This is a genomic window from Ancylobacter pratisalsi (genome assembly GCF_010669125.1).
In the GTDB taxonomy this organism is placed as follows: domain Bacteria; phylum Pseudomonadota; class Alphaproteobacteria; order Rhizobiales; family Xanthobacteraceae; genus Ancylobacter; species Ancylobacter pratisalsi.
The window spans coordinates 981,793-1,005,818 of the sequence record NZ_CP048630.1; the positions used below are offsets into that span (position 1 = coordinate 981,793).

Consider the following 24,026-nt stretch of genomic DNA (forward strand, 5'->3'; position numbering starts at 1 on the left):
GGGACTGGGCCGAACCCGAGCGGGGCGCATTCCCGCGCCCCGCCCGACGCACCGGGGAGACAACAATGACCACCAAGCATGCCGACGCGCCGTCCGGGCACTTTCCACGGGTCCTGAGCCCGAGCCTGCTGTGGACCGGCGGCTGCCTCGACATCCTCTATCACGACCGGGTGGTGCATTCGCACGTCTGCACCTATCTCGTCCGCGGCTCCGACAAGACCCTGCTGGTGGATACCGGCAACGCCGCCGACTGGGTGCGGGTGGAGAAGGACGTTGAGCGGTTCCTCGACGGACGGCCGCTTGACTATATTTTCCCCACTCATGGCGAACTGCCCCATTGCGGGCTGTTCCAGCAATGGATGCGCAAATATCCCGAGGCCATTGCCGTGGGAAAGCTGCGCGACTTCCTGCTCTACTATCCGGAATTCGCCGGCCGCATGCGCCATGTCGATGTCGGCGACGCGGTGGATCTGGGCGATCGCCGGATCGTGTTCGTTCCGCCGGTCTGGCGCGACCTCAAAGACACGCTGTGGGCCTTCGACACCGCCGAGCGCACGCTGTTCGTGTCCGATGCCTTCGCCTATCTACACTATCACGAGGACAATCACTGCGATTTCCTGACCAGCGAGCAGCCGCTGCCGGACCTGCGCATGATCCAGTTCTTCAACGAGCGGGCGATGTACTGGACCCGCCACACCGATCCCGTGCACAGCTATGCCGACATCGACGAGATGCTGCGCGAGCTGCGGCCACAGCTAATCGCCACCGCCCATGGCGGGGTCGTCGATGTGTGCGAGGACATGCTGCCTTTGGTGAAGCAGGGCATGAGCGTGCGCGGGCTGCAGCTCGCCGAGGAGACGCGATGAGTTCCCCTATTTCGTCCCTTGCCCGCGTGCCTGACGCGGCACTGCCGGCGTCGGTGGCCGAGATCGTGCCCGGGCAGATTTATGCGATCGGCGGCGGCATTCCGGCCGGGCAGTCGGTGAGCTGGCTGCGCGAGGACCGCAGCGGATGGATGCCCGTCCAAGCCTATCTGCTCCGCAGCACCGACCGGGCGCTGGTCATTGATTGCGGACTGCCCGTCGATGCCGAGGGGCTCAACGCTGGCTTCGACGCTCTCCTCGACGGCCTACCGCCGCCACGCCTGCTCATCAGCCGCTGGGAGCCCGACGCCATCGCCGGCCTACCTCGCTTCGTCGAGCGCTACGGGGTGACCGACGTGCTCTCCTATGCCGGGCTCAATCCGCTCGACTTCTTCGAGGGCTTCGAGGGAGCGGCGGCGCGTTCGCTGGTCGACGTGCAAGCGCGGATGGCACGGCTCGTCCCCGTGCTGCCGGGTGAGACAATCGACCACGGCAACCTGCGTCTGCAAGCGATCTCGCCGGCCCTGCGGCTCCTGCTGACCATGTGGTACTACGAGCCGGCGACGCGCTCGCTGTTCACCGCGGACGCCTTCGGGCTGATGGCTAATCCGGACGCGCCGTGCCCGTTCGCGAGCCCTATCTCGGCCGAGGCGCTGAGCCCAGTCCTCATGCGCGACACCCTGCTGGCCAAGTTCGACTGGTTCATCGGCGCCCATGTCGAACCCATCGTCGCCGAGTTGGAGGAGATGCTGGCGCGCCTCGACATTGAGCGCATCTGCCCAAGCATAGGCGGGCTGATCGAGGGGCGTCCCAGCGTCGAGCGCGTCTTCGCGGCGACCATCGACATGATCCGCAGGCTCGGGGCGGAGAAGCGCAGCAGTTCGCTCAGCGGCTTCGACTGGTCGAGCGTCTAGCGCGGCTCCCGTCGTGGCGCTGCACCATCCATATTGCCTAATGGTGGACTCCGCGTCATGTCCTAGTCGGGAAGACGCGACCGGTTTCGGCACGGCGCCAGCTGCCAGGGGAGTCAGGGATGGTCCAAGCGGTCGATCGCGCCTATCTGGCGATCCGCACGGGGATAATGGACGGCAGCTTCGCCGTCGGCGCCCATCTGCGTGCCGAACCTTTGGCCGAACAGCTCGGAGTGAGCCGAACGCCGGTTCGCGAGGCGCTGAGACGGCTGGACGCAGAAGGACTGGTCAATCTCGTCGCCAATCACGGCGCCTATGTGCGCGGCTGGAGCCGCCGCGACATGGAGGAGGTCTTCGACCTGCGCATTCGGCTCGAGAGCTATGCCGCCGAGCTCGGAGCGCACAGCATGCCCGACGGCGACATCACCAGGCTAGAGGAGTTGGACCGGCGCATGCGCGAGGCGGCGACCTCGCCAGCACCCGGCAAGCGCGACGAGGTCAAGGAGCTGAACACGCAGTTCCATCGCGTCATCATCGAGGGCTCGATGAGCCGGCGGCTGGCCCTGCTGCTGTCGACCATCGTCGAGGCGCACCTGATCACACGGACATTCCACACCTATACGCGCGCCGACATCGAGCGGAGCATGAACCATCATTCGGAGCTGATCGCCGCCATCCGGGCCCGTGATCCCCAATGGGCCTCGGCCATCATGCAGAGTCATTTGCGCGCCGCGCGGCAGGTGACGCTGGGCGCCATGCCCGGCTTTGCGGAGGACGAGCCGGGGGCCGTCGCGCTGGGCCCGGCCGCTGGGACGCCATCACTCGTCTCAGGCCGGCAGGCCCTCGACGGCCCGGCTTAGCGCCTCGCCGTCGGCCACGGAGAGACGCTGCGCCATCGGCTCGCGCGCTAGCAGATGTATCGCCGCCGCCGTCTCCTGGATGACCCGCCGCGACAGGGAGGCTCCCTCGATCACCGCGCCATAGCCGGGGCAGATGCGCTGCACGGCATAGCGCATGGCGAGCGACGCCACATCGTCGGCGACGAGGGAGGTGTCGATGCCGAGCAGCCAGTCGAACTTGTGGGCGAGATAGCCGGCTAGCGCCGCGCGATCGAGCCGCGCATCCTCCTGCCGGACGATGTCGACCGCGCCGGTCGCCGGCTGAGTCAGCGAACCCCAGCTGTCGGAGCCGAACAGCGTTCCGGTGGCGTGCTCGACGATGTGGGTCTTCGGCAGCACGCACAGCCGCGTACGCACCATGTCGACCCTCAGCCGCCCGACCGCGATGGTCTCGGACGGCGAGACCCAAGTCACGCCGGTTCGCGCGATGGCATGGATATGCAGCTCAGTGTTACGCTGGTCCACCCGCTCGAAGAAGTCGACCGGGTTCAGCGCGCCGCCGCAATAGACCGGGCTCACCTGATAGCGCTGCACCAGCATCGGAAGGTTGATGATCGAGTCGGGCTCGCGCCGCGTCATGGCGAAGGCCCGGTGCGTCGTACCGGCCAACACGGCGTCGAGCCCGCGGAACAGTTCGTCGCGGTGGATGGCGAGGCCGGAATCGACGATCAACGCTTCGTCGCCGTCACGCAGCACATAGCAGGGGACGGCGAGCTGCCCCGTGAGCCCGGGCATGATCCAGCTGGTGGAACGCTGCGCCGGCACGAAACCTGCGACGGCGAACAACTGGCCGGGAACGATCTCGGTCACATTGGCGGGATGGTCGGGCATTGCCGTGTCTCCAGTATATCGGCGGGCGCGAAGCCGAGGAATCCGCGCGGTCAGCTGGCCTGTGGCAGCGCGGTCGGCATCGACATGGCCATGGCCCGCTTGACGATCGGCAGCATGATCCCGGGCGCGTCGATCAGTGCGCCATGCGCCGGCGCGATGTAGCGCGGCGCGAGAATGGCGAGCAGTTCGTCAAGTGCCGCATAGGTGCGTTCGGCATCGGTGTACTTCACCCATTGCAAAGCGAGCTCGTTGAGCAGCTTCAGCATCCGCACGTCCGGCAGCGGCTGCTCCTGCGTGGTGAGGCCGCAGGTGCCCGGCTTGTGGTGGTGGGTGATCGAAAACCCGTCCGCTACGAACAGCATCCGGTCCGCCGTATCGAAGGCCCACAGCGTGTCCTTGAGGTCGCACCAGATGGCGGGGACCAGCACGATCCGCCGCCCGCCGAGATCGACTGATTCGCCGACTTTCATCGGGAGGATCCGATCCGCGATTTCAGGATAATAGAGCGGGTAGTCGCGGACATCTCCGACCAGCCGGGCCTGCGGATATTTCGCCATCCATTTCGGCAGCAGGCCGCAATGAGGGAGTTCCGCGTGCGTGACGAAGATGTAGTCGAGCTCGCGCCCGCCGAGGAAGCCGTCCAGCGCGGCGTCAATGCGCTCCGCATGGATGGGATGGCCGGTATCGATCAGCATCGTCTTTTCCGTGCCGCGCAGCGCGTAGATGCCGAAATGCGAATGGACGAGCTCGCCGTCGAGCTCCAGCTCCATGCAGCCGCCGGCCCAGAGGATGTCGCGCGCCACGCGGCGCGGCAATCTGTGGTGCCTGTCCTGTCTGCCGATGATCATGCAAGCCTCCGCTGTTGGCCGGAGGATTCACCATCGCGGCGCCGGTCCTCAAGCGCGACCCGGCGGCATCTCAAAGCGTGAGACGCAAGCCGGGTTCGGTTGCAAGACGGCGGCAGGCATGGCCGGCTGATACACGAGACGGGCGCCGCCTGGGACAAGCGGCGATAAGCCGAAGGCGCCCGTGCTCTGGGAGGAAAACATGAATTCAAGACAGATCCCGGAGGCCCCCGGGCCGTCCGACGCCGCAGGCAGCTTTGGCGACGAGGTGGTCGACAAGGTCATACGCCGCCTCGTGCCGTTCATGCTGCTGCTCTACCTAGTCAACCAGATAGACCGCGTGAACATCTCGTTCGGTGCTCTCACCATGAATGGCGATCTCGGCTTCACCGCCGAGATGTTCGGATTCGGCGCGGGCATCTTCTTCATCGGCTATTTCCTCTTCGAGGTCCCGAGCAACCTGATCATGCATCGCGTGGGCGCCCGGCTCTGGATGGCGCGCATCATGTTCACCTGGGGCGCGGTCTCTGTCGGGATGATCTTCGTCGGCACGCCGCTGCAATTCTACGTCATGCGCTTCCTGCTCGGTCTCGCCGAGGCCGGCTTCGTGCCCGGCATGTTCCTCTATCTGACCTATTGGGTGCCGGCAAAGCACCGCGGGCGCGCGCTCGGCCTGTTCATCCTCGCCGCCCCTTTGACCCCGGTCGTCGCCGGGCCGATCTCCACCATGCTGCTCGAGCTGAACGGCCTGATGGGCCTCAAGGGCTGGCAGTGGCTCTATCTCGTCGAGGGCATACCGGCGGTGCTGCTCGCCTTTGCGACGCTGGCCTATCTCACTGACCGGCCCTCCGGCGCGACATGGCTGTCGCCCTCGGAGCGGGCTTGGCTCGACGAGACCCTCGAGGCCGAACGCGCCGGCACCGAGCGCGCCGGCGGCCGGCATACGCTGCTCGATGGCCTGCGCTCGCCGCTCGTCCTGCTGTTCGGCGCGATCTACATTTTTTTCGTGATCGGGCTGTACGGAGTAGCGTTCTGGCTGCCGCAGATCGTCCGCGGCTTCGGCCTGAGCAACCTGCAGGTGGGCTTCGTCGTTGCGATCCCCTATTTCGCCGGCGCCATCGCCTGCGTCGTATGGCCCAAGCGTTCAGACCAGCGGGGCGAGCGTCGCTGGCATTTCATCCTGCCCTGCCTCGTGAGCGGCGCGGCCTTCGTGGCGAGCGCCATACTCGGTGCGCAATGGCTGGCGCTGGTGCCGATCACCATCGCCGTCGCCGCCATCTACGCGGCGCTGCCGGTGTTCTGGACGTTGCCGAACATGCACATGACCGGCCTCGCCGCCGCCTCCGGCATCGCCTTCATCAACTCGATCGGCAATCTCGGAGGCTTCGCCGGTCCCTATCTGGTCGGCTGGCTGCGCGAGACGACCGGCAGTTTCACGCTGGCCCTGCTGAGCTTGTCCCTCGGGCTGTTCGTCGCCGGCGTGCTGGCCCTGCTGGTGCCGCACCAGCGCAGCCGCGAGGCTGATGCCGAGCTTGCACTCCGTCTGGCTAGCCACGGCTGACCACTCCGGTTCGGTCCGGCCCTCCGGAAGGGTCGGACCGATACGCCCGTCGTGCCGCCCCGGCCGGGCGGCGCACGGTATTGCCGCCGGCCGTGCAGGCGCTAAGTTTCGACGCGGGAACAGGCCTCGCCGGCATCAGAAGGGAGAGATGACGGTGTCCACGGGACCCAACAAATCCATCGCTAAGGCGATCCGGGTATTGGAAGTGGTGTGCGGCAGCCCGCGGCACCTCTCGATCCGCGAGATCGCCATCCAGGTCGGCTATTCCTTGGCGACGACGCACCGGGTACTCTCGACGTTGCGGCAGGTCGGCGCGGTGCAGGAGACGACCGACGGCTTCTTCATGCTCGGCCCGCGGCTGGTTGAGCTACACAGCAGCCTCGCCTCCCAGCTTAGCGAGATGAAGAGCGTGGTCGAGCGCGAGCTGTCGACCCTGCTCAACGAGCCCGGCATCAGTGTGCGCCTGTCGCTTCTGATCTCCGGCCGCCTCACCATCATCGCCGGTTGCGACAACGGCGTGCACAATAGGTTCCGCAGCCGGATCGGCGGGCATTACTCAGCCTATTGCACGGCGCCCGGGAAAAGCCTGTTATCGACCCTGCCGACCCACCAGATCGACGACTATCTCGATGCCGCTCCGCTGGTGGCGCTGACGACGAAGACGATCGTCGAGCCCGATAGGCTGAAGCACGAGCTCAGGCAGATCCGCTCGACCGGCTATGCCCTCGACGACCAGGAGTTCCTCGACGGTGTGCGCTGCATCTCGGTGCTGGTGCCGACCGGGGACCGCAAGGAGTTCGCGGCCCTGAGCGTGGCGACCGAGTCGCTGGCGCGGGAGATGCTGATCGGCGAGGTGCTGCCGCAACTTACCGGCCGCGCCATGGTGCTGGCGGAAGAACTGCGCGGGTTTCCACGGGGATTGCGGGCGCTGGAGCTTGCCCCCTAGATTGCTTCGCGTCGCTCAGCCTAGCATAACCTTCCAACCGCATTGCCGGCGGTGCTCGTCCGCGAACTTGGGCCCCGACGGAGCGCGCCTCCATCGGGCTTGGCGGGTATAGCTGGTGACATATGGCCGAAAACCTCACGCTTTCGCTTTCGTATGACTGGCCCGCTGCCGGTTCTGTGGACATGAGGTTAAGCTAATCTGGCTCGCTCCGCGAACTCGATCGGGCTCAGATAGCCCATCGTCGAGTGCCTGCGTCGGCGATTGTAGAAGCGCTCGATGTAGTCGAACACATCCGCCCTCGCGTCATCCCTTGTCCTCTAGACCTTGCGGGCTGTGCTCTCGGTTTTCAGCGACGAGAAGAAGCTCTCCATCGCCGCATTATCCCAGACGTTGCCTAACCGGCTCATCGAGCAGGTGATGCCATAGTCGGCCATCAGACGCTGGAACGGCTCGCTGGTATATTGGCTGCCCTGGTCGCTGTGATGCAGCAGGCTATCCGGCTTGCCGCGGCGCCAGATGGCCATGATGAGGGCATCGGTGACGAGCTGTGCCGTCATCTTCGTCTTCATCGCCCAGCCGACGACGCGCCGGGAGAACAGGTCGACGACGGCGGCAACGTAGGGCCAGCCCTCCGCAGTCCAGATGTAGGTAAAGTCCGCCACCCATTTCTGGTTCGGAGCCGAGGCCTCCAAGGCGCGGTCGAGCAGATTGTCCGACGCGGCGGCCCGCACCCCGACATCCTTCGGCAGCCCACGTCATCGTGCCGGGCATGCGCACTCGGGCTGCGGTTGAGCCAGGCATGAAAGCCCGACCGTGAGACGTCCCGAGCGTCGCATAGCCATGCCGCCGGCCAGATGTTCGGGTCCTTCGCGAAGAAGGCGAACCTCATGTCGCTTCCCTCGCGAAGAAGGCTGCGGCCTTTTTTAGGATATCGCGCTCCGCCTTCAGCTTGGCCACTTCCCTGCGCAGTCGGTCAATCTCGAGCTGCTCGGGCCTCAACTGCCCGTGCCCGGGAAAGGCATGCTGAGGATCCGTCTTCGCCTCGCGGATCCATTTACCCAGCACGTTCTCGTGGACATCCAGGTCGCGAGCAGCCTGCGCAACGGCAACGCCCGATCCTTCGCTAATCTCCCAGCCTCAAGCTTGAACTCGCGGCTGAACCTCCGTCGTTGCACTCCAGCTCTCCAGTCCCGTCGAACACCTTATCTCGGTGTCCACGAAACCGGCAGAAGGCCAATGCTCAGCAGATCGGCCGCCATCTCTCCGGTGTCGTGCGCCGAGATGGCGGGATCGAATGGAATCTCAGCCGGCAGAAGGGGCTGGGGCTGCGAGCTATCTTGCTCATCGCTGCGGCCTCAGGATCGGCGCTGCCGAGCCATTCTACTCCGCCTGCTACCCTTCTCATTCCAGAAAGAGCTCCCGCGAAGTGCGGTGTGCCTGCCAGCTACAGCTGCATCAAGGCTAGCTTTTACGCTAGTGACAAGAATGCCGCATGTAGGGTTTCCGGCGACAGGGGTTGGGTGAAGTTCTTGATATAGGGTGCGGTCTGCCATGAGATCCGGACGATGGTGTCCACCGCGCCCGGGTCGGTGACGCCGAAGGCGGCAAGCGAGGTCGGCAGGCCGATGCGCCGATAGAAGGCACGAAAATCGTTGAGGAAAGCCATGTCTCGGCCCTCGGCTACCAATTGCACCAGCAGTCCCAGCGCGACCTGCTCGCCGTGCAAGGCGCGGGCGATTTCCGGGATGGCCGAAAAGCCTCGCGTCAGCGAGTGGGCGATGGAGAGGCCGCCGCTCTCGAATGCCAGTCCGCTCATCAGAATCGAGGCTTCGACGGTATTCTCCACCGCCTCGGTGGTCTCGTGGCGCCGGACCGCCTCGACCGCCGCCTCACCCTCAGCGCGTATGATGCCGTAGCACGCATCGGCAATGCCAAGGGCGAGCCGAGTCGGGCTTCCCTTGAAGAAATTGGTGCCGCCCGCCCCTGCGCACTGCTCGACTTCGAACTTCTTGGACAGGGCATCGCCGATGCCGGCAATGAAGAAGCGCACGGGTGCCTGCACGATGATCGAGGTGTCCACCAGCACCACGTCGGGACTGGCGTTCATCAGCCGCACTTCGCTGAGAACGTGGTCCTCGCGGTAGAGCACAGCGAGGCGTGAGGTCGGGCTGTCGTTCGAGGCGATGGTCGGCACGATGATGATAGGCACGCCGAGTGCCATGCGCACGCCCTTGGCTGTGTCGATCGCCTTGCCGCCGCCGACGCCGATGATCACGTCGGCTTCTGCCGCTCGTGCCGCTTCGGTCAGGGCCTCGATTTCCGCCGCCGTGCACTCGCCACCGAAGGTGCCGAACATGGCATGCTCGACACCTTGCAGTTCGGCCCGTAGCCGCTGGCCCAGCAACGCGGCCACCACCGCGTCGGCGACGATGAAGGGACGGCGACCATAGAGCGCGACGAGACCCTTGAGTTCGGCCAGCGCGTCGGGGCCCTGTATATAGCGGTGCGGTGCACCGAAAGCGCGAAAGCTCATGCGTCGCCCCAATGGAAATCGCGCTTGCCGCCATCCATGCAGATCAGAGCGCCGTTGATGAAAGAGGCCTGTGTCGAGCACAGGAAGGTGATCAGCGCCCCGACTTCCTCGGGCTGGCAGAACCGGCCGAGCGGGTTCTGCCCGGTGATGACGGAACGCTGCTGCTCGGAGAAGCCTGCAATGAGATTGGTTTCGACATAGCCGGGAGCGATCGCGTTCACCGTTACTCCGAAACTGCCGACTTCCTTGGCGAAGGTGCGGGTAAAGCCCAGCACGCCCGCCTTGGCGGCCGAATAATTGGCGACGCCCGGCCTGCCTCCGCCTGTGACGTTCATCGAGGAGGTGTTGACGATGCGCCCGAACCCGCGCTCGCGCATCAACGGCACGGCGTATTTGCTGCACAGGAAGGTGCTGCGCAGATGGGAGCGGACGATGATGTCCCAGTCATCGACGTCCATATCCTCGACGGTGCGGCCGAGATGACGACCGCCTGCGCCGGCATTGTTGATGAGGATATCGAGACCGCCGAGCGCTTCCGCCGCCTGTTGCACCACGCGGGCGGCGCTTTCCGGCTCGGAAACGTCGCCGATGGCTGTGACGGCGGCAATTCCCTGTGCCCGCAATTCATCGGCAAAGCTCCCGGCCGCCGCGGCACTCAGGTCGTTGATCGCAATCGAAGCGCCTTCCGCCGCCAGCGCCAGCGCTTCCGCCCGGCCGATGCCGCCGGCCCCGCCGGTTATCAAAGCGGTCTTGCCAGTGAGGCCGAGATCCATGGTGATGTCTCCTGAGAGCCGTATTCAGCCCTTCACCGCACCGGCGCCGAGGCCCTGGATGAAATATTGGCTGAGCATGGCGAAGGCGGCGAACAGCGGCAGCGCGATCAGGGTCGAGCCTGCCATGATCTCGCCCCAGCGCAGGTCAAACGAGCCGATCATCGAGGCCAACCCCACCGGCACGGTCTTGTTGGCGTCGGAGCCGATCATGATCAGCGCATAGGTATAGTCGGTCCACGACAGCAGGAAGGAGAAGATCGCCACGGTGATCAGCCCCGGCAGCGACAGCGGCAGCACGACGCGCAGAAAGGCGCCGAGCCGGGTGCAACCGTCCACCATCGCCGCTTCCTCCAGCTCGAACGGCATGCTCTTGAAGAAGCCCCACAGGAACCACACGCCGAGCGGCAGGGTCAGCGTCAGATGCGAGACGATGACGCTGGTCAGCGTGTCGCCAAGCCCGAGCTTGGCGAAGATGGAGAACATGGGGATGGCGATGAGCAGCGGCGGAAACATGTAGGCGTACAGCATCGCGCCGATGATCAGCTTCTTGCCGGGCACGCGGTGGCGGGTGACGGCGTAGGCGATCATCACCGAGAACACCATCGTCACCACCACCGTCACCGCCGCGACGATGATGCTGTTGACGAACTGCGTGGGGTAGTCGGTCAGCTCCAGCAGGTTCCAGTAATATTCCGTGGTGAACGGGCCGGGGATCAGCGAGGTGCTGGTCAGCAGCACTTCCGGCGAGCGCAGTGACGACAGCACCATCCAGTAGATCGGGAAGGCGGAATAGACAGCGATGACGATGGCCGCGGTGTAGAGCGCGAGGCGGCCGGGGAGCGAGCGGACCATGAGCATCACTCCGTATCGAGCGGAAACAGGCGGAAATAGATGAACACCGCCACTGAGAGGATGGCGAAGGAGATCGTGGCGATGGCGGCTCCGCCGCCGATGTCAAATAGCGAGAAGGCGGTGCGGTAGGAGAGAATCGCCAGATGCTCGGTCGAGCCGACCGGTCCCCCCTGCGTCAGCAGCCAGATCACGTCGAATTTGTTGAACATCCACACCGCCCGCAGCAGCACGATCACCGTGAGAATCGGCTTCAGCATCGGCAGCGTGATGTGGAAGAAGCGCTGGATCGCTGTCGTGCCGTCGACCTTGGCCGCCTCATAAAGCGATGTCGGCACGGTCTGCAGGGCAGCGAGGAAGGTGGTGGTGACGAAGGGCGTCCACATCCACACGCTGACCAGGATCACCGATGCCATGGCCGCGCCGGGGCTCTCGAACCAGTACACCGGCGGCAGGCCGAGCGCGGCGAGCACGCTGGTGAGCACGCCAATAGAGCCGTCCACCATCCATTTGAACGTCAGCACCACCACCACGGTCGGCAGCAGATAGGGAAGGATGGAGAGGCCGCGCACCAGATTGCGGCCGGGAAACACCTGATTGAGCACCAGGGCGAAGCCGATGCCGAGCACCACCTGGAAGACGATGGTGCCGAGCGAATAAACGAAGCCGTTGATTAGCGCCCGCCAGAACTCCCATTGCGAGAGCACGCGGGCATAGTTGTCGAGGCCCGCCCATTGCGGCGTGCCGACAAACGAGTCCATCTGGTAGAAACTGAGCGAGATGGCATAGACCACCGGCGCCACGATCAACAGCATCGTGACGGATAGGCCCAGTATCAGAAAAGAATAGATCGTCGCTTTGGAACTCAACGGCTCGCCCTCCGGCGTCAGATGGAAGCTGGCGCGCGACCGCAGATGGGCCGCGCGTCGGCTGCGCTGTCCGGGACGTTCAGGCGATGACCTGGCGCATCTTGTCGGCGGCAATCTTTAGGCAGTCGGCCGACCCCATGTTCTTCAGGCACTTGTTCTGCAGCATTTCCGGGAACACGAAGGCCTCGAAGATCTTGCCGGGGCGCAGGTCCGGGGCGGGTCCCTGCGTGTCGAGCGAGGTGAGGATCATGTTCTTGTCTGTAAGGAACGAGCGCATGGTCTCGATGGCCGCGTTGTGCTTCTCGATCAGCGGATGGGCACGCCAGCGGGCATCCTCGTAGACGTCGAGACGCGGCGGCTGGAAGTGCAGCGGCGCGGTGTGCAGGAAGTTGATGAACTGGTTTTCCGTGAACCACTTCATGAACTTCATCGACTCGTCGGAATTGGGCGTCTTCAGCACCACCCATCCATCATAACCATGGTTCACCGCCTGGTGTTTTCCGGCGGAATCCATGTAGGGCATGATGCCGTATTTGTCGGCGAGTGCCGGGGCGTTGCGCTCCAGCGTCTCGATCATGCGGCCGGCATAGGCGGAATGGGCCACCTTGTCGGAGGTGAAGTTCGACAGCACCTCGCCGAAGCTGGCCTGGCTCGTGCCCGGCGGCATGGTCTTGTAGAGATCGCCGAAGAAGTCGAGGAAACGGGTGACGCGCGGCCCGATGTCAGCGTTGTCGAAGACGATGTTCCACTTGTCGTCGAATACCTTGACGCCTTCCGCCCACATGAAACCGGGTGAGAGCCAGTTGGTGGCACCGTTCGAACCGATGGGATAGAGCGCACCAGCCCGGCCATCGCCGTTCAGGGTCTGGGCATTCTTGAGGAACTCGGCCCAGGTCTTCGGCACCGACAAGCTGTTCTTCTCGTAGAGATCCTTGCGATAGTAGATCCAGGCGAGATTGTAGTCGTAGGGATACCAGAACACTTTCCCGTCGATCGGGAACAGGATGTTCGGTCCCCATTTGTATTTGTCGGTCAGCTCGTTGAGCGGCATCAAATGGCCTTCGCTAGCCAGAATGAGGACGTGCCCGACAAAGGCGAAGGTGGCGATGTCGTAGGGCGTGCCGCCGCGAAGCGAGGTCGTCACCTTTGTGAAGGCGCCGTCCAGTGGGACGGAATCGATCACCACCTTGGTGCCGAACTGCCGCTCATATTCGGCGGCGGCGACCTTGAGTGCCCGGATGCTGTCGATCGAAGTTTCCGTGTTCAGGAACCGGATGGTCTTGGTCCCTTGCCCGTGTACGGCCGGCGCGGCGATGGCGCCGGCGGCGATGCCGCCCGCAACGGTGCCGGCAGCCTTGAGAACGGCGCGACGGGACAAACCGCCGGTCTTCACTGTCGTGTCCATGTCGTTTCTCCTCCCTTTATGATTATTTCCGCCCTAGACGGTGGGTCGTTGCCCAATGGGTGCGCGCCTAGTGTCGAGACGCGCCCCGGTTTGTTTTATGAACAGATGCAGTCCCTCGGGGCGGAACGAGACCGGCAAGGCCGATCCGTTTCGTACCGCGTCGGTACGCTCCATGAGCACCCTCAGCCGCACGCCGGCCACCTGGCCGATGCACAGCGTCTGTGCGCCGAGTTGTTCGATCACGGCGATATCGAACGGCAGGGCATGGGCGCCCTCGCCGACACTGATATGCTCGGGCCGCACGCCGAGCACGACCTCCGTGCCGTCCGCCGCCTGCACGCCGTCTGGCAAAGTGACCGTGAGTCCACCGGAGTGGAACGCACCAGCCTCAATGCGTCCTTCGACAAGGTTCATCTCGGGCGAACCGACGAAGCTCGCCACGAACAGATTGGCCGGACGGTCATAGACCTCCAGCGGAGCGCCAACCTGCTGAACATGCCCGTCCTTCATGATCACGATGCGGTTGGCCAGCGTCATGGCCTCTACCTGGTCATGGGTGACATAGACCATGGAAGTGCCGACCTCCTGATGCAGCCGGGCGATCTCCTCGCGCATTCGCACGCGCAGCTTGGCATCGAGGTTGGAAAGCGGCTCGTCGAGCAGGAACACTTGGGGATTACGCACCAGCGCCCGGCCGAGTGCCACGCGCTGCATCTGCCCGCCGGAAAGTTGCTTGGGCTTGCGTTCCAGATAGGGGTCGAGCCCGAGCATGACGGAGGCGGCCTTCACCCGCCGGTCGATCTCGTCGCGGTCCATCTTGCGCATACGCAGGCCGAAGGCGAGGTTCTCGTAAATCGTCTTGTGCGGGTACAGCGCATAGTTCTGGAACACCATGGCGATGTTCCGGTCCTTCGGTTCCAGCCGCGTCACGTCGCGCCCGCCGATCTCGATCGTGCCGGAGGTAATTTCCTCAAGCCCGGCGATCATGCGCAGCGTGGTCGATTTTCCACACCCCGACGGCCCCAGGAAGACGACGAATTCGCCGTCTCCAATTTCGAGGTCCACGCCATGCACGGCGACCGTGCCGCCATAGGCCTTGCGGACCTGCTTCAGGCTGACCTGTGCCATTCTCATTCACTCTCGAACTTGCGGAGATACATCAGCGTCCGCTCACGAAGTCATGGATGCGGTGGTTCACCGGAGCCAGCGCCGCCTGTATGTCGCCGTAAATCACATGCCCCCGCGCATAGAGAGCGGCTCGCTCGGGGTCCGGCACGAGCCGGGACACAACCTTGATCGCCCGTGCCGCGTCGCGCTCGTCGGCGTAAACGCCGACACCGACGCCGGCCAGAAGGGCGGCCCCGAACGAGGCGTCGGCCACGGCCGGAATCTCCACCTCGACATTGAGCACATCGGCCACGATCTGCCGCCATAGCGCGCTCCTGGCGCCGCCGCCGGTCAGGCGGGCGGTGGTGAAGTCCAGCCCCTGTCCGCGCAACGCGATCAGGCAGTCGCGCAGCGAATAGGAGATGCCCTCATAGAGCGCGCGAACGAAATGGCCGGGTCCATGGTTGAAGCCGACGCCGACATAATCCGCCCGTAGCAGAGGGTCCCAGTGCGGGCTGCGCTCGCCATTAAGATAGGGGTGGAAGAACAGCCCGGCCGATCCCGGCGCAACCTCGCCGGCCAGCCTGTCCATCTGCGTGAACACGCTGCCGCCATCCTCGCCCGCGCGCAGGAAGAAGGTGTCGCGCAGCCATTTGTGCGCCGAAGCGCAGGAATTGGTGGCGGCGATGACATACCAGTGGTCGGGCATGACATGCGGGTAGTTGATCACCTTGAAGTCCGGCCGGGGGTGGCGCGACAGCACGCTCACGGTGGCGGCGGTGGCCAGCTTGATCACGCCGAGCCCTTCCGAGGTCATGCCGGCGCCATAGGTCTCGACCGCCGTGTCCGACGTGCCGCATACCACCGGGGTGCCCTCGGCAAGTCCGGTGGCGCGGGCGGCCGCCGCCGTCACGCGCCCGACCACAGCTTTGGAGGCGACAATCGGCGGAAGGGTGTCAAGCGGCCAGCCGATCATAGCGCAGAGTTCTTCCGACCATATGCCGGTGCGGGCGTCGGCCATCAGCGTGCCGACCGCGTCGATCGGGTCAGTCTCCCATGTGCCGGTCAGTTGAGCGCGCAGCCAGTCCTTGGCGAGGTAGAGCCGACGCACGCGGGCGAAAGCCTGCGGCTCATGGCGGCGCAGCCACAGCATCTGCGGCAGGGTCCAGGTCGGGTTGGCGCGGTTCGAGCCAATTTCGAGAATGCGGGCGTCGGCCTGCTCGCGCAGATCCTGCGTCTCGGCGCCGGAGCGCTGGTCGTTCCACAAGATCGCCGGACGGATAATGCGGCCATCGGCATCCTCCAGCACCTGCGTATGGGCGCCTGCGGAGAACGAGACGCCCGCAACTGTTCCGGCACCCTCCGTGGCGGCGAGCGCACGCGGCACCGTTTCGCAGACGGCGCGCCACCAGTCCCGCGGTTCCTGCTCGCTCCAGCCCGGATAGGGCGCGGAGGTGGCGATCGCGGCCGCAGCTTCCGCGATGAGGGTTCCATCGGCCCGGATCACGCTGGTCTTTAGCGAGCCCGCACCCAGATCGATGCCGACAAGGAGATCAGCCACGGCTCATCTCCTTCATGAAGGGGCGCCACCTACCCATTGCGCACTTCCACGGCACCCGCCGCCGGTCGCAGGCCGAGCTTGCCGGGGTTCATCAGATTGCCGGGATCAATGGCGTCCTTGATGGTCTGCAAGAGGCCAAGCCCCGCGCCGAGTTCGCGCGCCAGCCACGGATTACGGAACACGCCGACGCCATGATGATGTGCGATGGAGCCGCCATGGTCGAGAGTGAGCGTCTGGATGGTTTCCCACAGCCGGGCGTGCAGCGGCAGCGCCTGCTGTTCCTCCATCGGCGGCAGGCGGATGGTCATGTATTGGCACGCGCCTTCCGGGTAGATGTGCGACCAGTGCGCGCCGAAATGGATGTCTGGGAAAATCTCACGAGCCGCTGCGGCCATGGCGGCATACATGCCCGGAATGGCCGACCAGTTGCCGGTCACCTCGATGGTGTCGTTGTAATAGCCCGCCGCCTGCCACTTCTGCGAATAGGCGACATAGCGATTCTGTTTCCAGTGGCGGTAAGGCCCGTCCGATGTCACCTCGGCGCCAAGCTCGGCGGCGAGGGCAAGAGCCATCTCCTGCTCGGCCGTTACCATCGGCTCCGAGCCGGAGAACACCATCATCGCCAGTATGGGCTTGCGTTTGAAGGCCTCGATGTCGGCGGTGCGTTCGGCGCTCTCCGCCGCATCGTAGATCCGGGCAACGGTCGGGCGTAGTTCGGCCTGCATGATGCGGCGCGCGGCCTCCCACGCCGCAATGAGCGAGGGGAAGGCGAGCACGACCCCGCGCTCGACCTCGGGCAGCTTCCACAGGCGCAGCGTGAGTTCGGTGATGATGCCGTAAGAGCCCTCGCTGCCGACGATGATGTCGCGGATCGACGGACCCACGGCGCGCCGCGCCACCGGGCGGACCTCGATCGGCGTGCCGTCCGGCAGCACGGCCTTGAGGCCGATGACGATGTCCTCGATCTTGCCGTAGCGGCTCGACGCCTGCCCGCCGCCCCGGCATGCAGCCCAGCCGCCCACGGTGGAAATCTCGATGGATTGGGGCAGGTGGCCGGTGGTGAAGCCTTCGGCGTTCAGCGCTTTCTCGAACTCCGCGCCGTTCATACCGGCCTGCACCGTCACCATCGCGTCCTGCGGTTTGATCGACAGGATCTGATCCAGCCGGCGCAGGTCGACCATCACTTCATGGTCCAGCGGAATGGCGCCGCCAAGGACGCCCGAGCCATTGCCGAACGGGATGAGCTGGACGCCTTTCGCGCGGGCAAGCCTCACCACGCGCTCGACCTCGTCCGCTGTGCCAGGGCGCACCACCAGCCGCGGCACGACGCCGGCCAGCTTGCCATGACGCTCGCGGAAATTGGCGAAGGGCAGGCGGTCGTGGGAATAGGCGCGCCGCGCCTCGAACTCGCTGAGCGTGTGCTCGGCCCCGACGATAGCGGCAAGGTCTGCCGCCAGTGCGGTGTCTATCTTGTCTGCATCTCGGGCAGCGGCGATCGCTAGGCCGGTCATTGGCACCTCTCAAAATGAGAGGCGCGTGGCGATGATCTCATGTGGCGTCCCCCCATGTTCTTTTGAACAATCGTTTGTTCAAAGCTGGCAGAGAAGCCCATGCCCGTCAAGCAGGTAAATTCAGCCGGAAACGTCAGCGCGGCGCGGGGCCGGTGGAGGCGCGGGAGATCAGCGCGCCGGGGGGAAGAGGCAGCACCGCCTCGGGGCTTTCGCCATTCAGGCTGCGGATCAGCAAGGTCGCCGCCACGCTGCCCATTTCCTCGGTCGGCATCATCACCGTGGTTAGCGCGGGGTAGAGCATGCCGGCGACGGGCGCGTCGTGGAGGCCGATCACCGAAACGTCCTCGGGGATACGCAGCCCGGCCTCGTGCAGCACCGTCATCGCGCCGGCGGCGGAGACCAGCGTTGCCGCGAGCACGGCGGTCGGGCGCTGGCGCAAGAGCGCCTGCATCGCCATGACGCCACCCTCGGCGGTGTAGCCGGCAACAGAGACCAGCCGCTTGTCATAAGCGATGCCGGCGTCGTTCAACCCGTCGCGATAGCCTTCAAATCGTTGTCTGGCATTGAAGCCGCCCTCGCGACCGGCGAGATGGGCGATGCGGGTATGGCCGAGCGCGGTGAGGTGGGCGACCGCGAGACGCGCGGCGGCGCGGCTGTCGAGGATGACGGAAAGCGCCGCACCCGGCAGCACGCGGTTCATCAACACATAGGGCACGCGCGCGGCGATGAGATCGGTGCGCAGCACCTCGTCGTCGTCGAGGCTTGCCACCAGCAGCCCATCCACCCGGTTGGTCTGCGACAGCTTGGCGATGGTCGTACCGGTGGTACCGGGCTCGCGATGCGAAATCAGCAGCGAATAGCCGAGCTGCGCTGCCGCCAGTTCCGCGCCGCGGATCGCGGAAGCGAACACAGGGTTGTCGAGTTGCGGGACCAGGATTCCAATCGTGTAGGTACGCGCGGTACGCAAGCCCCTTGCGAGGGGGTTGGCGAGATATTGAAGGTCGTCTGCGACTTTCAAAATGCGGTCGCGGGTTTCCTCTCGCACGCGCTGCGTTGCCTCGCCACGAAGCACGCGTGAAGCGGTCGACATATCCACGCCCGCAGCGCGCGCGACATCGGCCAATGTAACACGAGGCGACGGAGGAGCGGCCTTGGCTTTCATCATCTCAAAACGGCACAACCATGAGGTAGGAAACGGGATATCCCTTCGCAACGCCCTTAGCGCACGCTGAAGCCATTGTGGGACGCCTAGGGAAGCTCATCATAACGTCCGCCCAAGCGGGAAAGCGAACGTCTGCGTCTTACCCGGATCATTTTCCAAGGCGAGGACCCCGCACGCGACGACAGGCCGGACCCGCTCCATTGTCGGCTGATCTTCAGCCGAAACGCCGCAATGGCCCCTGCTGGACGCTCCTGGCCATGTGGTATGGCCGCCGCAGCACACGCTCCCGGCACGAGTCTACACCATCCGCAGGATCGATGCCGCCGGGGGCGAGATCACGGTCGACTTCGCCCTGCATGATCGGCCAGGCCCGGGGGCCAATGGCGCGAAGCCGGCGGAGTTCTACGTGCTGGCCGGCGACGAGGCCGACCTTCCCGGTATCACCCGCCTGCTCAAACATCTCTCGGAGGACGCATGCTGCGTGGCCTTCATCGAGATCGACAGCCCGGTCGAGCAACTGCCGCTGATCCGTCCTCCCGGTGTCGAGCTATGCTGGCAGCGGCGAGCATAAGGCGTTCCGCCAGCTCCATCGACAGCTTTGCCAGGAGGTGCGGTTGCCTGCGGAGCGCCAGACGCTCTACTCGCACTGGAATCTCACCTTCAGCGAAGAAGAGATCATTGCGATCGGGGCCGAAGCCTATCTGCCGTAGACCGTGCTCGGTGCGCCATCAAAAAGTCGACAAGAGGAGTGCGAACCAAGCCCAACAACTCCCCTGTCGGGAAGCTGCCCGTTGAGTGATCGATAGCGCAGAGGGCCGCCGAGAGGCTTTGCCTCTTCTCCGCCCCAAACAGGCCTCCGCCCACCCGCCTCGCTTCGCTTCGCTCGCGCAGGCGGTTCCCCGCGAAGCCTGTTTTCCCCCTCCATCTCCACCGCTCGCGCGGCGCCGGGAAGCAGCAGGAGCTGCTTCGCCATAGATTGAGAAAGATCGCTGATGAAGGGGACTCCGCCCTTGTGCAGGTCGTTTCACGCTGGGGTGCGATGACCATCTGGCCGGCCTTTGCGGCGGGTGTGGAAGCCCTTTGAGTGTCGCTCGTTGCTTCAACGGGTCGACAGATGCGGGACTATCGCAAGCGTGGCGACCGGATGGGTGCCGAAAAAATCGGCGGCTTGGATCGACACGCGCGGAAGGAAGACAGGATCGGCCTTTCGGTCACGAAGCTGGCGCGTCTGATCGGCCGGCGCATGGCCCGCGAGATGTTCGAGGACCAGCCCCCCCCCCCCGATGAGGGCGCTGCGTGCCGAAAGCACCGGACCAGCAAGCGCGAGTTGGTCGAGGTCGTGCCCGGCGGCGTGTAGAGCGCGTCTTCGGAAAGCGTTGCCCAGTCCTTGCCGGCGGCCACCGCCACCGCTTCCGCACCCGCGGTAAAGCCGAAATTGGTGTCGGCATAGGAGATTCGGAACGAGTCCAGCGGCAGAAAACGCCCGAGCTCCAGCACCGCGCGCCGGTCGAAGCCGATATCCTCCGGATTGTCGCCGCCATGGTCCGAGAGGCCGGAACGATGCGACGTCAGATCGGCGATGGGGACGTGGTCGCTGGCCCACTGGCCCTTCAGGCGGAATCAGGGCCGATGGTCGATGACCGGCGCCCACCTCATGGGCGACGACCGTACCGGCGGCTCCTTGAGGAACAACAACACGTCCAAGGCATCAGAACCTCCAGGTCAGACTGGCCTGCGCACTGTTCTCGTAGGCGTCGGCGCCATACTGTCCAGAGTAGGTTATGCTGAGGGTTGCGTCAGCGCTGAGTGCGTAATCGACGCCCAGTTCCGCGACGAGCGCATTAACCGCGATGGGTGCGCCAGTGAGGCCGAAGGCCGGCCCGCCCGTATTGAAGGCCAGCGACACCTCCGGCGTGACATCGCCGAACGCATGACGCCATCCCAGCGCGCCGTGCGCCGTCAGTCGTTCCATGAGGACGGTCGACGCGCGCAACCCGAGCGTGGTGTAGGTGGTGTCCATATGCGCCGAGCCGGAGGTGGCGAACTGACCGGTTTCACTCACATCCCCATCCACCAGCACATAGGCGAGATTGGCGAACGGCTCGAAGGTCGAGGTGCCGTGGAAGAACTTATAAGCGCCCTCCGCGAATACCTGGGTGGTTCCCAGATCATATCCGCCCTGCTGCGCGCCGCCGATGCCGACCACCGTGACCTGACGCGAGGTGTCGACGTCGTTCCACGAATAGGCGGCACCGCCGCGCACGCTCCAGCCTTCCGAATGCCATCCGCCGTAAAGCGCCACGTGATAGCTGTCGCTGGAACCGGAGGCCGCAATATCTGAGGCGTCGAACGAGGTGTAGCTGTAGCCGCCTGCAATACCAAAACGCCATGTCTCGGCGACAGAGACGTCCACGCCGGTGATAAGGCCGCCGATCGTGTCCGTCACCCGCGGCGCGTTGCTATTGCCGTCGAATGTGCCCAAGCTGCCGAGCACTTGTCCCCACATCGCATAGACCGGGGCAGACATGGCCGGCGCCGCCGGATCGCCCGGCGCCGACAGGCCGTCGATGATCTGGATCTGGCCAGCGTTCGCGTCGGCTAGCCGGTTGATCACCGCGTCGCGCAGGAAGTGCGATTGGTTGGAGAGCACGCTGAGCACGCTGGCGTGGAAGGACGCGCCGCCGAGGCTGGCGAAAGCGGAGCGGGCCTGGGCCTCGCTCGCACCGACCACCTGCTCCCAGGCAGCACCCGACCCGATGCCGTCCAGCACGTTCGCGATCGCGACTTCGTTCGGCGTGGAAGCCACCTCCGCAAACCGGTCGCTGCTGCGCGAGGTGGTGAGATAGCCGTTGAAGCCGTCCTCGCTCAGCGCGAAGTTGAGGAATGGAAAGTCGGCGATGGCGACCGTCGGCGACTGCACGGTGAGGCCACCTTGAGTCGTCAGAATGGTGTAGGTGATGCCCGGCAAGACCGGCGAGGGAGCGGTATCGTCGTGCTGAATCTCGAAGCTCGAACTCAGAATGGTCGCGCTGCCGCCGACCTCGATGCGATCGCTCGCACTGCCATTGATCTGGACCGTGTAGTCTGATTCCGGCTCCATTGTCAGGTCGCCGCTGATATGCAGCGTCCCGATGGAGTTTCCGGGGCCGACTTTGCCGCCCCTGAGCTCGACCGCGCCCTCGACGTTCTTGGCGCCCGCAAGGTTGCCGCCTTCGTTCACCACGACCGTTGGGGTGACGAGCGTGCCGTTCACCGCCAGCGTACCGGCGTTGATGGTCGTTCCTCCGCCGGCCACGTTGCGACCGGTCATCGAAAGGCGGCCGGTACCTTCCTTGATAAGCTTGCCCGTGCCCGTCAACTCGCCGGAATAGGTTCCGTCATAGTCCTGACTGAACACGACTTTGCTATTGTTGAGGATGTTACCTTGAAGGCTCCTCGATGTGCCTATGAGCTGTTCATTTAGCACCGTCGTGCCGCCGGAATAGCTGTTGGTCCCAGTGAAGATGAGGAGATCTGGGCCGACAACCGTGACAGAACCGGTGCCGGACATGTTGCCGGCATAGATGTTATCGGATCGATCTAATGCGAGGCGCATATCGAAAACGACGCTGGCATTGTTGACGACATCGCCGTGAATGCTAATGGCATCGCCCTGCAGGACACCGCCTAGGACGCTCGTGCCGCCCGAATAGAGGTTGCGGCCGGTGAGGATCAACGTACCGGCGCCCTTCTTGATGAGCGCCCAGCTTCCAGCATTGACGCCGGTGCCCCCAACGCCCGTCTGGTCGACGATGGCATCGTTGATTGTCTGGGTTTGCCCAGTGTTGGGCTGAACGTTCAATGACCCATTTCCGGCGAGGAATATGCCGCTGCCTGCCGCCCCTCCCGTGCTCCCATCAAATGGGGCCGAAATTGGGTACCCTCCCCTAACTTGGTTACCCGATATATTGATGTCGCCAACGATGGTGAGATTGCCGCCGGGTTCGACGAACAGCGCGCCGCCAAGGCCCGCACCTCCGCCTCCACCCCCGCCCCCCTGTCCGCTATAATTCTCGGCATCTCCGACGCCCATCCCTCCAAGGAATCCACCAGCTCCCCCACCTACGTCAAAACGATAGGTGCCGCCGCCGCCGCCGCCGAATCCTCCGGCACCGCCGACGCTATCGCCAACGCTGCCGCCGCCGCCGCCGCCATACCCGCCATCCCGGCCTTGCGACCGAGAGAAGAGCCAGCTGCCGCCGCCATCTCCGCCGCCGCCATTTCCATGAGCGTCACCGCCGGAGCCGCTGTACGTCCCGCCGTCGCCACCGTTGCCGCCGTTGCGTCCGCCACCACCTCCCCCGGACACCGAATTAGGTGCGGGCCTGCTGGCGCCACCTCGGCCACCCTGGGCAGCATTATTCAGCAGATTGACGTTGCTGATGATCACCAGCGCATTTTTGCCGATGTATAGCGCGCCGCCCATCCCGGCGCCGCCGCCGCCCCCTCCGCCGCCGTCGCCGACTTGGCTTCTGTCGATTCCGCGTCCTCCATGGCCGACGCCGTTTCCGCCGTTTCCGCCGAGCGCGAGAGCATTCGAGATGGTGATGCTTCGGACCACCACCGTACCTGCCTGCACATCCAGACCTTGATACTTATTGGCGCCTGAGAGCGTGAAATTACCACCCGCGAAGGTCAGGCTTTTCGTCACGGCCGGCAGGTTGCTGCTCAGTGTGATATTTGACGTGAAGGTGATGGTGTCGTTGTTGTTCGCGTTGCTGATCGCGTTGCGCAGTTCGCCGTCGTTACTGACATAGATGATTGCGGCCTGGGCGGCAGCGATCGGCCAGAGCAGGCTGGTCGCTAAGACCAGCGCCGTAAGGCCCCGCGCGAACCGCGCCGACAACGCCGTCTCGCCCATGAGCATATGCGAGCGCTTGGCAATCGGTCTATCGGGCGGCGTCATGGGCATGTTCTCCGGAATCGAGGACGGCGGTAAGGACTGCAGGGACGAGCAGGTGGCGGGTTGCGGCTCGGAACCGCCATCTGAGATTGGCCTTGATGCTGTTGTCGGAAGCGTCGTCCGCGAAATGTCGGGAATCGACGAGACCCTGCGCCCAGACCGCCACCACGCGGCCATCAGCCGGATGGCGCTGCGCCGGCATCGCCTTGAGCGGGTTGGTGGCTGTACCCGGTGCCGGGGCATAGGCCAGCGCATCGCCGGAAGAGGCAACCGCGACGGCGCTATACTTGAGAGAATGGTCGTTTAACTGAGCCATACCATCCTCAGGTAGTGGGCCGTATTTGTGCGGTGATGACGGACGGGACCGGCCGAAGATCGGCCTATAGCAGGCGATTGTTTGCCTGATATTTGAAGACGCCCTCATTCGGAGGGCGACCCTGTCGCGCCCGACGCCTGCC

At 64.9% G+C, this 24,026-nt stretch carries 20 protein-coding genes and 1 pseudogene; 7 read left to right on the forward strand and 14 right to left on the reverse strand.

Features of this window, described 5'->3' with window-relative positions; translation table 11 throughout:
* The first annotated feature begins 65 nt into the window (after positions 1-65).
* The 3 genes from G3A50_RS04865 to G3A50_RS04875 all read left to right on the forward strand — a co-directional run bounded on the left by G3A50_RS04865 (position 66) and on the right by G3A50_RS04875 (position 2,634).
* Positions 66-866 carry an MBL fold metallo-hydrolase gene (locus tag G3A50_RS04865; RefSeq protein ID WP_163074209.1) on the forward strand — a complete coding sequence of 267 codons (801 nt, stop codon included), beginning with the start codon at positions 66-68 and terminating at the stop codon, positions 864-866.
* Positions 863-1,777, forward strand: coding sequence for an MBL fold metallo-hydrolase (locus G3A50_RS04870; RefSeq protein WP_163074210.1), 915 nt, complete (start codon positions 863-865; stop codon positions 1,775-1,777). The genes G3A50_RS04865 and G3A50_RS04870 overlap by 4 nt, the downstream gene beginning before the upstream one ends.
* 119 nt (positions 1,778-1,896) lie before the next feature.
* A complete protein-coding gene (locus G3A50_RS04875) occupies positions 1,897-2,634 on the forward strand; it encodes a GntR family transcriptional regulator (protein WP_163074211.1) in 738 nt (245 codons plus the stop codon).
* On the opposite strand, the gene G3A50_RS04880 is transcribed toward G3A50_RS04875, so the two are convergent.
* Together G3A50_RS04880 and G3A50_RS04885 are read right to left on the reverse strand one after the other, a co-directional pair.
* Positions 2,602-3,504: an MBL fold metallo-hydrolase gene (locus G3A50_RS04880; RefSeq protein ID WP_163074212.1), complete on the reverse strand. Its 903-nt coding sequence runs from the start codon at positions 3,502-3,504 to the stop codon at positions 2,602-2,604. The genes G3A50_RS04875 and G3A50_RS04880 overlap by 33 nt on opposite strands.
* Before the next feature lie 50 nt (positions 3,505-3,554).
* Positions 3,555-4,352, reverse strand: a complete 798-nt coding sequence (locus tag G3A50_RS04885) for an MBL fold metallo-hydrolase (protein WP_163074213.1) — start codon at positions 4,350-4,352, stop codon at positions 3,555-3,557.
* Positions 4,353-4,551: 199 nt separating this feature from the next.
* Here G3A50_RS04885 and G3A50_RS04890 point away from each other — a divergent pair, with 199 nt between their 5' ends.
* Together G3A50_RS04890 and G3A50_RS04895 are read left to right on the forward strand one after the other, a co-directional pair.
* Positions 4,552-5,910 (forward strand): MFS transporter, encoded by a 1,359-nt coding sequence (locus tag G3A50_RS04890; protein WP_163074214.1) that lies wholly within the window; start codon positions 4,552-4,554, stop codon positions 5,908-5,910.
* A gap of 154 nt (positions 5,911-6,064) precedes the next feature.
* Positions 6,065-6,856, forward strand: coding sequence for an IclR family transcriptional regulator (locus tag G3A50_RS04895; protein ID WP_163074215.1), 792 nt, complete (start codon positions 6,065-6,067; stop codon positions 6,854-6,856).
* A 188-nt stretch (positions 6,857-7,044) separates the two neighbouring features.
* Here the strand turns inward: G3A50_RS04895 and G3A50_RS04900 are convergent.
* The 10 genes and pseudogenes from G3A50_RS04900 to G3A50_RS04945 all read right to left on the reverse strand — a co-directional run bounded on the left by G3A50_RS04900 (position 7,045) and on the right by G3A50_RS04945 (position 18,629).
* Positions 7,045-8,031 (reverse strand): annotated as a pseudogene (locus tag G3A50_RS04900) (IS3 family transposase).
* A gap of 293 nt (positions 8,032-8,324) precedes the next feature.
* Positions 8,325-9,389 carry a glycerol dehydrogenase gene (locus tag G3A50_RS04905; protein ID WP_163074216.1) on the reverse strand — a complete coding sequence of 355 codons (1,065 nt, stop codon included), beginning with the start codon at positions 9,387-9,389 and terminating at the stop codon, positions 8,325-8,327.
* Positions 9,386-10,162 carry an SDR family NAD(P)-dependent oxidoreductase gene (locus G3A50_RS04910; protein WP_163074217.1) on the reverse strand — a complete coding sequence of 259 codons (777 nt, stop codon included), beginning with the start codon at positions 10,160-10,162 and terminating at the stop codon, positions 9,386-9,388. The genes G3A50_RS04905 and G3A50_RS04910 overlap by 4 nt, the downstream gene beginning before the upstream one ends.
* A gap of 24 nt (positions 10,163-10,186) precedes the next feature.
* Entirely contained in the window at positions 10,187-11,014 is an 828-nt protein-coding gene (locus tag G3A50_RS04915; RefSeq protein WP_246252132.1) for a carbohydrate ABC transporter permease, read from the reverse strand.
* 5 nt (positions 11,015-11,019) lie between these two features.
* On the reverse strand, positions 11,020-11,880 hold the full coding sequence (locus G3A50_RS04920; protein ID WP_163074219.1) for a carbohydrate ABC transporter permease: 861 nt from the start codon (positions 11,878-11,880) through the stop codon (positions 11,020-11,022).
* Positions 11,881-11,959: 79 nt separating this feature from the next.
* Positions 11,960-13,285, reverse strand: coding sequence for an ABC transporter substrate-binding protein (locus G3A50_RS04925; RefSeq protein ID WP_163074220.1), 1,326 nt, complete (start codon positions 13,283-13,285; stop codon positions 11,960-11,962).
* Between the two features lie 33 nt (positions 13,286-13,318).
* The gene (locus G3A50_RS04930) at positions 13,319-14,413 is read right to left on the reverse strand and encodes an ABC transporter ATP-binding protein (protein WP_163074221.1); all 1,095 of its coding nucleotides are present in this window, start codon (positions 14,411-14,413) and stop codon (positions 13,319-13,321) included.
* Between the two features lie 31 nt (positions 14,414-14,444).
* Positions 14,445-15,953, reverse strand: a complete 1,509-nt coding sequence (locus tag G3A50_RS04935) for a xylulokinase (protein ID WP_163074222.1) — start codon at positions 15,951-15,953, stop codon at positions 14,445-14,447.
* Positions 15,954-15,982: 29 nt separating this feature from the next.
* Complete coding sequence (locus tag G3A50_RS04940) at positions 15,983-17,464, reverse strand: FAD-binding oxidoreductase (protein ID WP_163074223.1); 1,482 nt, start codon at positions 17,462-17,464, stop codon at positions 15,983-15,985.
* 133 nt (positions 17,465-17,597) lie between these two features.
* On the reverse strand, positions 17,598-18,629 hold the full coding sequence (locus G3A50_RS04945; protein WP_343037834.1) for a LacI family DNA-binding transcriptional regulator: 1,032 nt from the start codon (positions 18,627-18,629) through the stop codon (positions 17,598-17,600).
* A gap of 256 nt (positions 18,630-18,885) precedes the next feature.
* Here G3A50_RS04945 and G3A50_RS04950 point away from each other — a divergent pair, with 256 nt between their 5' ends.
* Positions 18,886-19,197 (forward strand): siderophore-interacting protein, encoded by a 312-nt coding sequence (locus G3A50_RS04950; protein ID WP_163074224.1) that lies wholly within the window; start codon positions 18,886-18,888, stop codon positions 19,195-19,197.
* A gap of 513 nt (positions 19,198-19,710) precedes the next feature.
* Positions 19,711-19,983 carry a hypothetical protein gene (locus tag G3A50_RS22560; RefSeq protein WP_246252137.1) on the forward strand — a complete coding sequence of 91 codons (273 nt, stop codon included), beginning with the start codon at positions 19,711-19,713 and terminating at the stop codon, positions 19,981-19,983.
* 351 nt (positions 19,984-20,334) lie between these two features.
* Here G3A50_RS22560 and G3A50_RS04960 read toward each other — a convergent pair whose 3' ends face one another.
* Positions 20,335-23,571: an autotransporter family protein gene (locus G3A50_RS04960; protein WP_163074225.1), complete on the reverse strand. Its 3,237-nt coding sequence runs from the start codon at positions 23,569-23,571 to the stop codon at positions 20,335-20,337.
* Positions 23,555-23,884, reverse strand: a complete 330-nt coding sequence (locus G3A50_RS04965; protein WP_163074226.1) for a hypothetical protein — start codon at positions 23,882-23,884, stop codon at positions 23,555-23,557. The genes G3A50_RS04960 and G3A50_RS04965 overlap by 17 nt, the downstream gene beginning before the upstream one ends.
* Positions 23,885-24,026: the final 142 nt, after the last annotated feature.

Bases quoted from the DNA above. Each gene is read 5' to 3' on its own strand.
- G3A50_RS04865 (WP_163074209.1), top strand. From the start codon at position 66: ATGACCACCAAGCATGCCGACGCGCCGTCCGGGCACTTTCCACGGGTC.
- G3A50_RS04875 (WP_163074211.1), top strand. From the start codon at position 1,897: ATGGTCCAAGCGGTCGATCGCGCCTATCTGGCGATCCGCACGGGGATA.
- G3A50_RS04905 (WP_163074216.1), bottom strand. From the start codon at position 9,389: ATGAGCTTTCGCGCTTTCGGTGCACCGCACCGCTATATACAGGGCCCC.
- G3A50_RS04960 (WP_163074225.1), bottom strand. From the start codon at position 23,571: ATGACGCCGCCCGATAGACCGATTGCCAAGCGCTCGCATATGCTCATG.
- G3A50_RS04945 (WP_343037834.1), bottom strand. From the start codon at position 18,629: ATGATGAAAGCCAAGGCCGCTCCTCCGTCGCCTCGTGTTACATTGGCC.
- G3A50_RS04925 (WP_163074220.1), bottom strand. From the start codon at position 13,285: ATGGACACGACAGTGAAGACCGGCGGTTTGTCCCGTCGCGCCGTTCTC.
- G3A50_RS04885 (WP_163074213.1), bottom strand. From the start codon at position 4,352: ATGATCATCGGCAGACAGGACAGGCACCACAGATTGCCGCGCCGCGTG.
- G3A50_RS04940 (WP_163074223.1), bottom strand. From the start codon at position 17,464: ATGACCGGCCTAGCGATCGCCGCTGCCCGAGATGCAGACAAGATAGAC.
- G3A50_RS04965 (WP_163074226.1), bottom strand. From the start codon at position 23,884: ATGGCTCAGTTAAACGACCATTCTCTCAAGTATAGCGCCGTCGCGGTT.
- G3A50_RS04890 (WP_163074214.1), top strand. From the start codon at position 4,552: ATGAATTCAAGACAGATCCCGGAGGCCCCCGGGCCGTCCGACGCCGCA.
- G3A50_RS04880 (WP_163074212.1), bottom strand. From the start codon at position 3,504: ATGCCCGACCATCCCGCCAATGTGACCGAGATCGTTCCCGGCCAGTTG.
- G3A50_RS04910 (WP_163074217.1), bottom strand. From the start codon at position 10,162: ATGGATCTCGGCCTCACTGGCAAGACCGCTTTGATAACCGGCGGGGCC.
- G3A50_RS04930 (WP_163074221.1), bottom strand. From the start codon at position 14,413: ATGGCACAGGTCAGCCTGAAGCAGGTCCGCAAGGCCTATGGCGGCACG.
- G3A50_RS04870 (WP_163074210.1), top strand. From the start codon at position 863: ATGAGTTCCCCTATTTCGTCCCTTGCCCGCGTGCCTGACGCGGCACTG.
- G3A50_RS04915 (WP_246252132.1), bottom strand. From the start codon at position 11,014: ATGGTCCGCTCGCTCCCCGGCCGCCTCGCGCTCTACACCGCGGCCATC.